The sequence below is a fragment of the Campylobacter coli LMG 9860 genome (genome assembly GCF_000254135.1).
GTDB lineage: Bacteria > Campylobacterota > Campylobacteria > Campylobacterales > Campylobacteraceae > Campylobacter_D > Campylobacter_D coli.
Genome location: NZ_AINS01000047.1, coordinates 1 through 14,023, shown reverse-complemented (window position 1 = coordinate 14,023; position 14,023 = coordinate 1). Strand labels below are relative to the sequence as shown.

The 14,023-nt window shown below is 31.0% G+C and carries 15 protein-coding genes; 2 read left to right on the top strand and 13 right to left on the bottom strand.

The annotated features are described in order from the left end of the window. Positions 1-17: 17 nt before the first annotated feature. Genes aat through sstT form a run of 13 tightly spaced genes read right to left on the bottom strand, consistent with a single transcriptional unit; the run spans position 18 to position 12,246 of the window. Positions 18-671: a leucyl/phenylalanyl-tRNA--protein transferase gene (gene aat, locus CCO88_RS06970; protein ID WP_002787725.1), complete on the bottom strand. Its 654-nt coding sequence runs from the start codon at positions 669-671 to the stop codon at positions 18-20. Further along, a complete protein-coding gene (locus tag CCO88_RS06965; protein ID WP_002815038.1) occupies positions 646-2,763 on the bottom strand; it encodes an AAA family ATPase in 2,118 nt (705 codons plus the stop codon). The genes aat and CCO88_RS06965 overlap by 26 nt, the downstream gene beginning before the upstream one ends. Further along, entirely contained in the window at positions 2,760-3,050 is a 291-nt protein-coding gene (locus tag CCO88_RS06960) for an ATP-dependent Clp protease adaptor ClpS (protein WP_002777182.1), read from the bottom strand. The genes CCO88_RS06965 and CCO88_RS06960 overlap by 4 nt, the downstream gene beginning before the upstream one ends. Continuing rightward, complete coding sequence (locus CCO88_RS06955; RefSeq protein ID WP_002815035.1) at positions 3,050-3,655, bottom strand: TlpA disulfide reductase family protein; 606 nt, start codon at positions 3,653-3,655, stop codon at positions 3,050-3,052. The genes CCO88_RS06960 and CCO88_RS06955 overlap by 1 nt, the downstream gene beginning before the upstream one ends. Positions 3,656-3,664: 9 nt before the next feature. After that, positions 3,665-4,117, bottom strand: a complete 453-nt coding sequence (gene smpB, locus CCO88_RS06950) for an SsrA-binding protein SmpB (protein WP_002839889.1) — start codon at positions 4,115-4,117, stop codon at positions 3,665-3,667. Beyond that, a complete protein-coding gene (locus CCO88_RS06945) occupies positions 4,114-4,884 on the bottom strand; it encodes a 4-(cytidine 5'-diphospho)-2-C-methyl-D-erythritol kinase (RefSeq protein ID WP_002839887.1) in 771 nt (256 codons plus the stop codon). The genes smpB and CCO88_RS06945 overlap by 4 nt, the downstream gene beginning before the upstream one ends. After that, the gene (csrA, locus tag CCO88_RS06940; RefSeq protein ID WP_002777178.1) at positions 4,881-5,108 is read right to left on the bottom strand and encodes a carbon storage regulator CsrA; all 228 of its coding nucleotides are present in this window, start codon (positions 5,106-5,108) and stop codon (positions 4,881-4,883) included. The genes CCO88_RS06945 and csrA overlap by 4 nt, the downstream gene beginning before the upstream one ends. Next, positions 5,102-5,920 carry a tRNA pseudouridine(55) synthase TruB gene (truB, locus tag CCO88_RS06935; protein WP_002815033.1) on the bottom strand — a complete coding sequence of 273 codons (819 nt, stop codon included), beginning with the start codon at positions 5,918-5,920 and terminating at the stop codon, positions 5,102-5,104. Before truB ends, csrA begins: the two co-directional genes overlap by 7 nt. Beyond that, entirely contained in the window at positions 5,917-7,977 is a 2,061-nt protein-coding gene (locus tag CCO88_RS06930) for an ATP-dependent helicase (RefSeq protein WP_002782172.1), read from the bottom strand. Before CCO88_RS06930 ends, truB begins: the two co-directional genes overlap by 4 nt. Beyond that, positions 7,974-8,411, bottom strand: coding sequence for a hypothetical protein (locus CCO88_RS06925; protein ID WP_002786263.1), 438 nt, complete (start codon positions 8,409-8,411; stop codon positions 7,974-7,976). The genes CCO88_RS06930 and CCO88_RS06925 overlap by 4 nt, the downstream gene beginning before the upstream one ends. Then, the gene (locus tag CCO88_RS06920; protein WP_002810209.1) at positions 8,411-10,126 is read right to left on the bottom strand and encodes a M3 family oligoendopeptidase; all 1,716 of its coding nucleotides are present in this window, start codon (positions 10,124-10,126) and stop codon (positions 8,411-8,413) included. Before CCO88_RS06920 ends, CCO88_RS06925 begins: the two co-directional genes overlap by 1 nt. Before the next feature lie 9 nt (positions 10,127-10,135). After that, on the bottom strand, positions 10,136-11,017 hold the full coding sequence (locus CCO88_RS06915; RefSeq protein ID WP_002777170.1) for an aspartate carbamoyltransferase catalytic subunit: 882 nt from the start codon (positions 11,015-11,017) through the stop codon (positions 10,136-10,138). A 5-nt stretch (positions 11,018-11,022) separates the two neighbouring features. Then, complete coding sequence (gene sstT / locus CCO88_RS06910; RefSeq protein ID WP_002786260.1) at positions 11,023-12,246, bottom strand: serine/threonine transporter SstT; 1,224 nt, start codon at positions 12,244-12,246, stop codon at positions 11,023-11,025. Positions 12,247-12,397: 151 nt separating this feature from the next. Here sstT and metK point away from each other — a divergent pair, with 151 nt between their 5' ends. Together metK and CCO88_RS10660 are read left to right on the top strand one after the other, a co-directional pair. Then, on the top strand, positions 12,398-13,597 hold the full coding sequence (gene metK / locus CCO88_RS06905; RefSeq protein WP_002777165.1) for a methionine adenosyltransferase: 1,200 nt from the start codon (positions 12,398-12,400) through the stop codon (positions 13,595-13,597). 211 nt (positions 13,598-13,808) lie between these two features. After that, positions 13,809-13,967, top strand: a complete 159-nt coding sequence (locus tag CCO88_RS10660) for a hypothetical protein (protein ID WP_002782163.1) — start codon at positions 13,809-13,811, stop codon at positions 13,965-13,967. Positions 13,968-14,023: the final 56 nt, after the last annotated feature.

Here is a 14,023-nt window from a genome sequence, read left to right as displayed (position 1 = left end):
ATAAAAATGAAGAGAAGTTATATTTGATTGATTAAGGTGCTAAAATTTGTAAATCCACTTTCTTGATCACATTTTTCTTTTAAAATATTTAAAAATGTTTTTCTTTCGATATTTTTAGCTCCCATAAATTCTAAATGTTTATTATAAACTTGACAATCTATGACAAAATCATAGGGTTTAAGAAGCTTGCAAAGTTTGATTAAAGCTATTTTTGAAGCATTTTTTCTAAGGCTTACCATACTTTCTCCAAAAAAAACCTTACCTATAATCAGTCCATAAATTCCCCCAATTAATTCTTTATCCTCATAAAGTTCTAAAGTATGAACGTATCCTTGCTTAAAAAGCTCATAGTAATTTTCTATAAACTCATCATCAATCCAACTTTGAGGACGCGTGTTGCGACACAAATGGATAAGGCTTAAAAAATCATAATCAAGTTTAATTTGATAAAGATTGATAAATTTTTTCATATTTTTTTGGATATGAATTTCGCTGGGATTTAATACACATCTAGGATCAGGGCACCACCAAGTAACGGGTTTGTTAGTCCATGGAAAAAGCCCAAAACGATAGGCTTTTAAGATAAAATCAGGTTCTAGTTTTTGACTTAAAAAAACGGGTGCGTCTTTGGGCGCATCCATAAGTTTAGAATATAAGATCGAGCTTTCCATTTTTATTAAGCTTGATTTTAGCTATCCCGCCTTTTTTAAGTTTTCCAAATAAAATTTCATCACTGATTTTTTCTCCGATTTCTTCGGAAATAATGCGTTTTAATAATCTTACTCCAAATTCTTTATTGTAGGCTTTTTTCGCTAAGTATAGCTTAGCTTTTTCATCAGCAACTAATTGGATATTTTTAAGATTTTTAGAAATTTCATCTAATTCTTTTTGAATGATTTTAACAAGCACAGTATCATCTAGATCGTTAAAATGAAGAATTTTATCAATACGATTGATAAATTCAGGTGCAAAAAAATCTTTAATAGCACGGTTGCTTTTTTCTTCATTTTTGCTTAGGAATCCAAGCTCATTGCTTTCTTTTAGTCCTAAATTTGAAGTCATGATTATAATAGTATTTTTAAAGTCAGCTTTAAAGCCACTATTGTCTGTAAGCTCTGCATTATCAAAGATTTGCAAGAAAGTATTGCTTAAATCAGGATGAGCTTTTTCTATCTCATCAAAGAGGATAAGACTGAAAGGATTTTTTCGAACCGCATTGCTTAAAAGTCCTCCATCTTCATATCCCACATATCCTGCAGGAGAACCTATGAGTTTGCTTATGCTATGTTTTTCTGCATATTCGCTCATATCAAAACGCTCTAAATTTAAACCTAAAAATTCTGCTAAAACTTTGCAAAGTTCAGTTTTTCCAACTCCGCTAGATCCTGTAAATAAAAATACTCCTCGTGGGGTATTTAAATTTTTAAATCCTGCAAAACTTTGTTTTAGGGTCGCAACAAGCTTGTCAATCACTTCATCTTGACCAAATATTTTTGCCTTTAAATTAAGACTTAGATTCATCAAGGCTTTATTTTGATCAAATTCAAACATTTTATGATGATGAGTCATTTTGGCTAAAACTTGTTCTAAATCTTTAATATCGGCATTTTTTTTAGTTTTTGCCTTAAGAACATAAGAAGCTCCAAGCTCATCGATAAGATCTATAGCACTATCAGGAAGGTATTTATCGCTGAAAAATTTCTTGCCCCAAACAACAGCTTGCTGAAGGACTTCATCACTAATTTTAATCTTATGAAAATCCTCATATTTGCTTTTTAAGCCTTGTAAAATTTGAAAAGCTTCTTCTTGGCTTGGTTCATCTACATTGATTTTAGCAAAACGGCGACTTAAGGCTTTGTTTTTATCAAAAGTATTTTTATATTCCATAAAAGTGGTTGCACCTATACATTTTAAAGTGCCATTGCTTAAGGCTGGCTTGAGTAGATTAGAAAAATCTGTATGTGATTCTCCAGTTGCTCCAGCTCCAACTATGGTGTGAATTTCATCTATAAATAAGATAGCATTAGGAAGTTTTTGAAGTCCTTCTAAGACTTCTTTGATTCGTTTTTCAAAATCGCCACGATATTTAGTCCCTGAAAGCAATCCTGCTATATCTAGGCTAAAAATTTTAGCATTTTGCAAATTTTTTGGAACTTTTTTTTCAGCAATGGCCAATGCAAGTCCTTCAACTATCGCAGTTTTTCCAACTCCAGCTTCTCCGATTAAAATAGGATTGTTTTTCTTGCGTCTTGATAGGATTTGTATAATGCGCTCAAGCTCGAATTTTCTTCCTATTAAAGGGTCTATTTTACCTTTTTGCGCCAAAAGCGTTAAGTCGCTTGCGTAAGAATTTAAATTTTCTATTTCGCTATTTTGTTTAAAATCTTGAATTTTTTCTAAATTCATACCATGTTTTTGTAAAAGAAAGCTCGAATATGTTCTATCATCTTGGATGAGTTTTTCTAAAAAATCAATGATTTTTATTTCATTTTTATGATTAAGAATTTCATCTAAAACTATAGAATTAACAGGTTCGATTTCTTGATCCAAACTTTGGTTTTTTTCTGCTATATAATTTTTAAGTTCACTTTCTAAAAGTTCAAATTCGGCATCTGCGAGTTCTTCAAATATTGATTTAAAATCTGAACTTAGTTTTAATATAGCAAAAAGCACATGCTCACAAGTTGTAAATTCATGACGATTGATAGTGCTTAAATGTTTAGCATTATCAAGGTATTTTTGTAAATTTTCTTGATATTTCATTCTTCTTCCACTCTAGTTTGTAAAGGAAAATTTGCCAATTTAGCAGCATCAGAAACTTTTTTTTGCTTTGAAAGTGCAATTTCTTGAGTGTAAATTCCACAAATTCCACTGCCATTAAGATGAACCTCTAACATAATTTTATTAGCTGTTTCAAAATCATGGTAGAAAATATTGATTAAAACTTCAATAACAAAGTCCATCGTGGTTACATCATCGTTTAATAATATAACCTTAAACATTTTAGGCTCTTTAAGCTTACTTTTTTCTAATACTTTTAACTTTGGCATTATTTTTCTTTATAAATTTTATCTAAATCATCTTGTATAAAATCTGTTGGAATTTTACCTAAATAAAAATTTGTTGAAGTGTTACTATCCCAATAATTGCTAAGATTTTGATAAATTCCATTTTTCATTACTACTTTAAAAGGCAATTGCTCCATGCTTTGATAATCTATATCTTTTAAAATTTGAGCAATAATACGATCATTTTGCGAATCATTACTTAAGAAATAATAAGCTCCATAATCATCAGCAAATTTTTTAACCGTTTCATCACTTACATCTTCAAAATGTGTTAGCCCCATGATAATAAATTTATTTGAGTTATTTTTCCAAAGTTTGCTAAGCTCTAAAGCTTCTTCTTTGCAAGGAGCGCAAAAAGTTCCAAAAAAATCAATCATCAACACTTTATCTTCCTCGCCTTCAACAATGAAGCCTTTATTGGTTCGAATTAAGGTTTTAGCTCCTCCATTTACGCTATTTAATACAATCTTATCGCCTTTGCTGTATTCTTCAAACATAAAATCATTTTGTATGTCTTCTTGGTGCGAACAAGCGCTTATAAAAAAACCTATAATGATAAAAAATGACAATATCGTTTTCTTTTTCATACTAGTCCTTTATTTGTAATTTTTCATAGCAGATCTTGCTTCCATATCTGCTTGTTTTTTCTTTAAACTTTCGCGTTTATCGTGCAGATTTTTTCCTTTGGCTAAGGCTAGCGTGGCTTTAACTTTGTTTTTATGGTTAAAATAGAGTTCTAAGACTACCAAGGTGTATCCCTCAATACTAACTTTGCCTAAAAGCTTATCTATTTGTTTGCGGTGCATTAAAAGTTTTCTAGCAGCTCTTTCTTCATGTTTATAATAAGAATGCGTAGTGCTAAGGTGCGATATATGAGCATTTAGCAAAAATAATTCACCCTTAATAATACGCACAAAAGAGTCTTTTAAATTTGCCCTTCCAGCGCGTAAAGCCACGACTTCACTACCCTTTAAAACCACTCCTGATTCAAAGCATTCTATAATGCTATAATCAAATAAGGCTTTTTTATTTCTAGCAATGACTTTCATTGATGTACCTTAAAAACACTACTTCCGCTTCCACTTAGGAAAAAACCTTGTTCTAAAAAAAGAAACATTTTAGGATATAAAGTTACACAAGGAGTAAATAAATCATTAAGCTGGGTATTTTTAAAAGTTTCCAAAAGTTCTTTCGTGTTTAAATCTTTGTAAATTTTAGCTTCAAGAATGTTTTTTTCAAAATCAATTTCCCTTTTATCAAATTCATCATAAACTTTTTTAGTTTGACAAGATACTTCAGGAAAAACCCATTCTAGGCTCGGTATAGTATCATTAAATTCTTCTATGATTTCACCACATCCGCTTACATTAGCACTTTCAAAACCACTCAAGAAAAAAGCAATATCACTGCCTAGTTGAGTGCTTAATTCTATAAGTTTTTGAGTGCTTAATTTTAAGTTTAGTTCTTCATTAATTAGCATTAAAAAACTTGCGCAATCACTACTACCTCCCCCAAGTCCTGCACATGTGGGGATATTTTTGATTAATTTTAAGCTTTTGGTTTTAAAAAATTCTTCTAATTTATTTTGATAGCCATTTTGACAAAGTAAATGATAAGCTTTTGTGATGATATTATCCTCGCAATTAAAATTGCTAATGATTTCAAAACCTTTAGGAGAATTAGAGCTTTTTTCAACGATATGAATTTCATCAAAAAGGTTTTTTAAAAGTATAAAGCGAGATTCTAAAAGATGATATCGTCTTTTATCAAATCCGACAAGTTTTAAAAAAATATTTGCTTTAGCATATGCTTTCATGGGATCAATTTTTTGCTTAAATCATCTAATTTAACATCGTTTTTTACCACAGAATGTAAATTCTCATCTTTGATTTGAGTAAGGAGTTCTTTTCTTAAAATCATTAGAGATTTTGGAGCATCGATGCCTATTTTGGCATATCCTTTTCCAGTTTGAACGATTTTGATTTCAATTCCTTCACCAATAACAATACTTTCATTTTCTTTTCGCGATAATATTAACATTTTTCAACCTTATTTAAAAGATATTCTACTTTATTTTCTTTAATATTTATAATACTAAAATACTTTTTATTTTCTATATAATAAAAACCCTCATCTTGAAATTTTAATTCTTCCAAGGATATTTTAGTGCCATTTTCAAGTTTTATTAAATCTTTAATGAAATTGGGCTTTAAATTTAGATATTCTAACACATTTAAGCTTTTTTCGTGATTATAAAAAAATTCTCCCTCACGGGTGCGCTCAAGAGAACTTAAAGTGGCATTAATACCTAATTTTTTAGCAAAAAGCTCACAATAAGATCTTATATAAGCTCCTTCGCTAACGCTTAATTCAAGCTGTAAAAAGGGATGAGTATAATGTATGATTTTGCAAGAGAAAATTTCCATTATACAAGATTTTAACTCTATATTTTCACCTCTTTTGGCAAATTCATAAGCTCTTTTACCTTCTATTCTTTTAGCACTAAATTGCGGTGGAGTATAAGAAATTTTTCCTAAAAGTTCCATTTTGATTTGTTCTAAGAGTTTAATGTCAAAAGCTTTTATAAGCTTTATTTCTTGTATGTTTTTATTATCAAGACTTAGAGATTTAACCCCAAGCCAAAGTGTTGCTTGGTATGTTTTTGGAGTTTTTTTTAAAAATCTAAAAAGCTTAGTGTATTGCCCAAAGGCGACTATTAAAACCCCTTTGGCAAAGGGATCTAAGGTTCCTGAATAACCTGCCTTTTTATTTTTATATCTTTTTTTTATCTGACCTAAAAAAGCATTAGAACTCATTTCTGCGGGTTTAAAAGCAACAAAAATTTTATTCATACGGCTTTTTCCACAAAACTTGCCATAATAATGCGTTCTATCCCGCCAAAATTTATGGTAAGTTTTTCTTCTTTTGCGCTTTTATTGACACTAATAACGCGTCCTATGCCAAAAATTTTATGTTTGACTAGATCTCCTTTATGATATCCTTGTTCGGTTTTGTTTATAGAGATTTTTTTTGTTAATTGACTTTCTTCTAAAAAACGACTAGAGTCTAATTCCGTGCGACTTCCTCGGTAAAAACGAGATTTTGCAATGCTTAGCGATAGACATTTTTTAGCGCGAGTGATAGCCACATAAGCAAGGCGTCTTTCTTCTTCTATATCGCTTTCATTCAAAGGAAAAAATCCTTCTTCAAGTCCTACTATAAATACATGATCAAATTCCAAACCCTTGCTCGCATGCACACTCATAAGATATACACATTCTCCCTCAATCCCATCTTGATCGCTTAACAGTGAAATTTCACTTAAAATATCTTCTAGGGTTGTTTGTGGTTCTTCTTTTATTTTTTCTTTGATGCTTGCATAAAATTCATCAATATTTAATACGCGCTCATCGCCATCCTCTTGAAGAGCGTAAAATTCTTTAAGAGCAAAAAGTTCTTCAAATTTTTCAATCATTTTTTTTAAATCAGAATATTCTCTAAGTTTGTAAATATTTTGTATGAATTTTTTTGCCTCATTTTGTGCTTTTTTAAGAGAAAAAATTCCCACACCGCCATCGCTTTCGCACAATGCTTCAAAGAGTGAAATTTTTCTTTTTTGTGCATAATCTTCTAAATTTTGTAAAGCTTTTTCACCTATGCTTCTTTTAGGCCTATTGATAATGCGTTTAAAGGATAAATCATCATTAGGGTTGATTAAAATTCTAAAATAGCAAATGAGATCTTTGATTTCAAGTCTTTCATAAAAACGCATTCCGCTTAGCAATTTATAAGGAATTTTTTCCTTCATAAAGGCTTCCTCTATGGATCTTGAAAGAGCATTGATACGAAATAAAACAGCAATTTCTCCAGCATAAATGCCCGAATTTAAAAGCTCTTTGATTTTTTTAGCCACCAATGCACTTTCGATTTTTTCATTATCTGAACTTAGAATTTGAATATCTTCACCCTCATCTTTTGTGCAAAGTAGGGTTTTTCCAAGACGTTTTTTATTGTGTGATATTAGGTTATTAGCAGCTTTTAAAATCATACCCACAGAACGATAATTTTGCTCTAATTTAACAAGTTTTACATTTGAAAATTCACTTTGGAAATTTAAAATATTTTCTATCTTTGCACCACGCCAACTATAAATGCTTTGATCATCATCACCTACAACGCATATATTTTCATGAACGCAGCAAAGATTTTTAAGAATTTTGTATTGTAAAGCATTGGTATCTTGATATTCATCGACTGTGATATAACGATAAAAAGAGCTTTGCTCTTTGGCGAAATTTTGATCATTTTCCAAAAGAATATTGGTCAAAAGTAAAAGATCATCAAAATCTACGAAATTGTGCTTGAGTAAATATTCTTGATAGTTTTGATAATAAATAGCAATTTTTTGCAAGGCTTGGTGTTTGATTTCATTATCTTTTAACAATTCTAGATCATTAAATACATCTTGAACACTTTTACTTTCATTTTTAAAGTGTGATATAAACTGAAGAATTTGATGAGGGCTAGTTTTATCATCATTAATGAGTTCTTTTAAAATTTTTTTAGAATCATCATTATCGATGATAATAAAATTATTTTTTCTTCCTAATCTTTCTATATGGAGTTTTAAAAACAATAAGCCAAATTTATGAAAAGTGCAAAGTAAAGGATTTTCATTGCTATTAAGAAGGCTTAAGGCTCTATTTTTCATCACACTTGCAGCCTTGTTTGTAAAGGTTAGGGTTAGGGTATTGATAGCAGGAATTCCAACTTCCCCAATCATATAGGCAAGACGCGTTGTAATTGTTTTGGTTTTTCCACTACCCGCACCTGCTAGTATAAGCATAGGGCCATCGATATGACTTGCAGCCTCTTTTTGACTTTCGTTTAAACCTGTAAATAAATTCATTTTTTGAAAATGTCTTTGTTTTTAGGGTTGTTTAAAAAGATATTTTTGGATTTTTGTGACTTTGTATTATCTTTGCGTTTGTAAAAACTAAAATTAACAAACAAAACGCTATTTTCAACTTGAATTTGAGTAATTGCTCCAAGATCTACTTTAACATAGCTAGCAAAATCATCAGGACCAAAACCTGCATGAAATTGTATATGATCTTTTTCTAATTGAATGGACTCAAAAGTATATCCTCCAAGGACAAATAATGCAAAAGGATTTTGTTTAACATCCAAATTTTCAGGCAACACAGGATCAAAATCAATAAAATTTGTATTAGCCACTATAGAAAATTCTATATTTTCTTGGATTAAGATTGAAAGTAAATCATAGCAATTTTTTTGCATTAAAGCAATGAATTTTTCATTTTCAAGAATTTTTTCTATCATTATTTTAGCCTCATAAATTCATCGATAAGTTTTTTGATTTCTACTATACCTATTTCCCAAAAGCTTTTATCTTCTATATCAAATCCAAACATTCCCACAAGTTCTTTTGGACTCACGCTTCCTCCAAGAGAGAGCATTTTGATATAAAGTTCTTTAAAATTGCTACAAGCATTGCTCTTGTAAAGCCCATAAAGCGCGAGTACTAAAAGCTGGGCATAAGCATAAGCATAACAATAAAAAGGGCTATGGATAAAATGAGGAATATAACTCCACCAAAGGGCATAATTTTTACTTAGTTCCACGCTTTCACCAAACATTTTTTGAGATTCTTCCATCCAAATTTGAGAAATTTCTTCACTTTTTAGCTCATTTTCATTAGCATGAATGCGTCTTTCAAAACAAGTGAAATTAATCTGTCTATAAAGAGTGGCGAAAATATCTTCGATTTTTGCAGCATAAAGCGCTAACAATTCTTCTTTTTTGAGCTTGTTTTTAACATAATCAAATACCAACATTTCAGCAAACACTGAAGCAGTTTCAGCTGTAGTTAAAGGAGTATTTTGATTTAAAAAAGAAACATTATAAGAAAGTTTTTGATGTATGGTGTGTCCTAACTCATGAGCAAGCGTAAAAAGATCGCGCCTTCCATCTGTATAATTTAGCAAGATAAAAGGATGAGTATCTGGGGTAGCTGAATGTGAAAAAGCACCACTTTGTTTTTTATCTTGTGGATAAACATCTATCCAACCCTTTTCAAATGCTTCTTTTGCAATATCTCCAAAAATAGGAGAAAAATCATAAAAAGCATTTAAAATGATTTTTTTACTTTCCTCAAAACTGAATTTTGCCTCTTTGCCAATGGGTGCATAACGATCATAATCTTTAAGTTTGTTAAAGCCTAAAATTTGTTTTTTTCTTTTATAGAAATTAGATACGAGGTAAAAATGTTTTTGCGTGGTTTGAATCAGCGAATCAACACTTTGTTGGGTGATTTGATTTTGCAAGTGCCTTGGAGTTTCTGCGCTTTCATATCCGCGTAATTTGCAGATATTGTTTAATTCTGTTTTGATCATATTGAAAATAAAAGTGAGTAAATTTAAATTTTTATCAAGAGCTTTGGTAAATTTTTTAGCGGCTTTTTTTCTTATTTTTCTGTCATTATTGTAAAGCTTGCTTAAAATTTCTTCCTCGCTAAGCTTATTGCCTTCGAAAGGAATTTTTAATGCAGTCATGCTTTCATCAAATAATCTACTAAAAGCATTAGCTCCTGTGTTTGAAAGATAAAGCATTATGCGTTCTTCTTTTTGGCTTAGATTATAGCGTTTATTTTGAAGAAGATTTTGCAAGTAAAAATCATAGCCCTTGCAAAATTTAATCAATTCTTTAGTTTTTTCTTCACTAAGTTCACAAAATTCTAATTCAAAAAATAATAAATTTTCTTCTATTTTTTTACATTCTTGTTCATATTTAGCATAAAAAGAACCCTTGGAGCTATCCTTAGCAAAGCATAAATAAGCATAAGTCATAATTTTTGAGAGTATTAAATGTAAATGTTCGTATTCTTTTAAAGCGTTTAGAAAATCATCAGGGTTTAATTTATCTAAAGTAGTAGAATAATTTTTTTTGAATTCTTTAGATTGTTGAATATAGTTTTGCGTTGTGTTTTCTAATTCATCTTCGTTTTTAAACAATACTCCCAAATCCCAAGTTAACATATTTTCTCCTTAGCTTTCTAAAATCAATTTTTTTAAAACAGCCATTCTGATAGCAACGCCATTTTTAACTTGTTTTAAAACTAAAGCTCTTTCATCATCCATCACTTCATCGCTTATATCGATATTTCTATGTACAGGGCCAGGATGGAGCAAGATGAGTTTTTTATCTTTAATCAAATCAAGCTTGATACAAAAATCATTTGCATAATCTTTTAAAGAACCATAAATGATTTTATTATGTCTTTCTGTTTGTGTTCTTAAGCTCATTATAATATCGGTTTTTGAGATTAAATCTTCATTTAAAGAATAAGATTTTTTTAAAGGTGAATGAGGCATAAAATGGGGCGGTGCCACAAAGGTGATATCTAAACCAAATCTTGTTAGAAGCTCAGCATTTGAAGAGGCAACTCTTGAATTTTTAATATCTCCTACGATTAAGATTTTTCTACCCTTGATATCACCTTTAAAATGTTCATAAATTGTAAAAAGATCAAGTAGGGCTTGAGTAGGGTGTGCATGTTTGCCATCTCCACCATTTACAACAGGACAATGCATATGAGAAGCTAAAATATGAGGTACTCCTGAATTTGCATGTCTTACTATGATAGCATTAGGACTCATAGCGTCTAAATTAGTCGCTGTATCATAGAGTGTTTCGCCTTTACTAGAGCTCGATCTTGAAACATCAAGGCGTAAAATTCTAGCTCCTAGTCTTCTTGCGGCACTTTCAAAGGATGAGAGTGTACGCGTGGAATTTTCAAAGAATATCGTTGTAACACTTTTGCCTTCGAGTAAGGTTCTAGGTTTTTCATCTAAAAAATTTCTTGCTTCTTCAAAAAGCTCCATTATTTCATCATTAGTAAAATCTTTTGTTGTGATGAGATGCCTCATTGTATTTACCTTATATTGTAATTTAACTCATCTTTAGAACAAATAGCACTAAATAAAACATCTGTTGAGCTATTTAATGCCGTTTCAACACTATCTTGTACTACGCCTATGATAAACCCTATTGCAACTACTTTCATAGCGATATCATAGTCTATGTTAAATAAAGAGCAAGCTAAAGGGATAAGTAAAAGCGAACCGCCCGCTACGCCACTTGCGCCACAAGCTGCAAAAGTAGCAATAATGCTTAATAAAAAGGCTTGCAAAAAACTTACTTGTATGCCAACGCTATGTGCGGCGCTAAGGCTTAGTATAGCTATGGTTACTGCTGCACCTGCCATGTTTATGGTTGCTCCAAGAGGGATGGAGATACTATAAAATTCTTTATTGATTCCAAGTTTAGCACAAAGTGCCATATTTACAGGAATATTTGCAGCTGAGCTTCTTGTAAAAAAAGCAAAAAAAGCGCTGTGTCTTAAGCAGATAAAAATCAAAGGAAAAGGATTTTTTCTAGTATAAATGAAAACAATTAAGGCATTGATTACAAAAGCAACAAAAAGCATAGTAAGTACAAGCAATACTAAGAGTTTTGCGTAGCTTAACAATCCTTGCGCTCCTGTTTGTGCCACAGAATTAGCCACCAAACCAAAAATTCCAAAAGGAGCGAGTTTTACTATAAATTTAACAATTTTTAAAACCCCTTCATTGATATCTACAAAAATTTGTTTTGCTTCTTGCGAGCAATTTTTCAAAGCTATACCACCGCCTATTGCCCAAGCTAAAATTCCTAAATAATTTCCACTTGAAAGTGCATTGATAGGATTATCTACTATATTTAAAAGTAAATTCTTAAAAATTTCATTTAAATGCATAGGAGAAGTATTTTCTGCTTTTTGAACTCCTTCTAGGACTAATTCCACAGGAAACATAAAACTTGCAATCACTGCACAAGCTGCTGCTAAAAAAGTTCCTACAATATATAAAATGACAATATTTCTTATCTTAGAACTACTTTGAGAAAAATCTCTCGTACAAATCGAAGTTAAAATGAGTATAAAGACAAGAATAGGAGCTATAGCTTTTAAAGCATTGGTAAATAAAACTCCCAATAAATTGACAACTTCAGCTATTTCCTTAGAGCTTATTCCTACGAGTATGCCTAAAATTATACCTGCGCAGATTTGAAGGATTAGACTACCTTTGGCGTAGCTTTGAACTAGTTTTGAGAACATAAGAACCTTTATTATTTTGAAATTTGATGCAATATATCGGACTTGATTTTAACGAACTTTTGCTTAATTTTAGTGAATTTTTTAAAGCATTAAGCTTGAATAAATTTATTTGAGTTAGAATTGTAACTCATTTTTTATGAAAGGACTTTTTATGTATCTATTCACTTCAGAAGTCGTAAGCGCAGGTCATCCAGATAAATGCGCTGATATAATCGCTGATACAATAGTGGATATACTCTTGAAAAATGACAAAAATTCAAGGGTGGCGAGTGAGGTTTTTGTCGCAGGAAATAAGGTTGTGATAGGAGGAGAAGTCAAATCAAATCACAAGCTTAGTAAAGCTGATTACGATAATTTAGTTAAAGATGTTTTGAAAAATATAGGCTATGATGGAGCAGGATATTTTAGTAAAGAACAATGTTTGCATCCTGATGAAGTTGATGTTATGGTATTTTTAAATGAGCAAAGCCCTGATATTAATCAAGGTGTAGATCAAGAAGATGGAGAAACGGGTGCTGGGGATCAAGGTATTATGTTTGGTTTTGCAAGTTGTGAGGCTAAAGAGTATATGCCAGCAGCTATAAGCTACGCAAGAGCGCTTTGTGATAAGGTTTATGCTTATGCAAAAGCTCATCCGCAAGAGTTGGGTGTAGATATTAAAACTCAAGTGACTATTGATTATGGTACAAAAGCTAATTTTGAAAATTGTAAACCGCAAAGTATTCATACTATCGTTGTTTCTGTACCTTGCGTTGAAAGTATGAAAATAGAGGATTTAAGAGCTTTAGTAAATAAATTGATCCTAGAAAGTGATTTACCAAAAGAACTTTTTAATCCTGAAAAAACTAGAATTTTGATCAATCCAACAGGAAAATATGTCAATCACTCTTCTTTACATGATAGTGGTTTAACAGGAAGAAAACTTATAGTGGATAGTTTTGGAGGATATGCTCCTATAGGAGGGGGTGCGCAATCTAGCAAGGATTATACCAAGGTTGATAGAAGTGGACTTTATGCGGGCAGATGGCTTGCTAAAAATATAGTCGCAGCAGGACTTGCTAAAAAATGTATAGTTCAACTCAGTTACGCCATAGGTGTTGCTAAACCTACTTCTGTAAGTGTAGATTGTTTAGGAACCAATACAGGGGTAAATGATGATGTTTTAAGTGATTTTGTAATGAAAAATTTCTCTTTAACCCCAAATTGGATTCGTGATAAATTTGGTCTTGATAAACCTAGCAAAGACACTTTTCTTTATGCTGATGTAGCAGCTCGCGGACAAGTAGGACAAAAGGATTATCCTTGGGAAAAACTTGATGCTATAGATCAATTTAAGACTTTAATTAAATAAGCCTTGTTTTTCAAGGCTTATCATACTTTAAATTTCATCTTAATATAAAACCAATTTAAAATTCAAACTTCATCAATAGACTTATTGAGATTGTAAAAGAATATATAGGCAAAAGTATCCACGATACAAGGTATGATAGTCCATTTCTTATGAATATGAAAAAGACAGAAAAAGCTTATTTATAATCGCAGAAAGAAAAACAGACAAGCGATTGTTTAAATATCTAATAAGAGATTTTAAAGATTTAAAGGCTTTACAAAAAGCAAAGGATAAAGCCGAAGAGTTATTTTATCTTGATAGTGAGATGGTTGAAAACTCTAAAAAAATGCAAGGGATATTAAAAGGCTTGATAGATAAAAATAATTCTTAAGCCTTAATATCTATGCTTTTTAGTGCAGAGTTTAAAGAAAGAATTTTATTAAATTC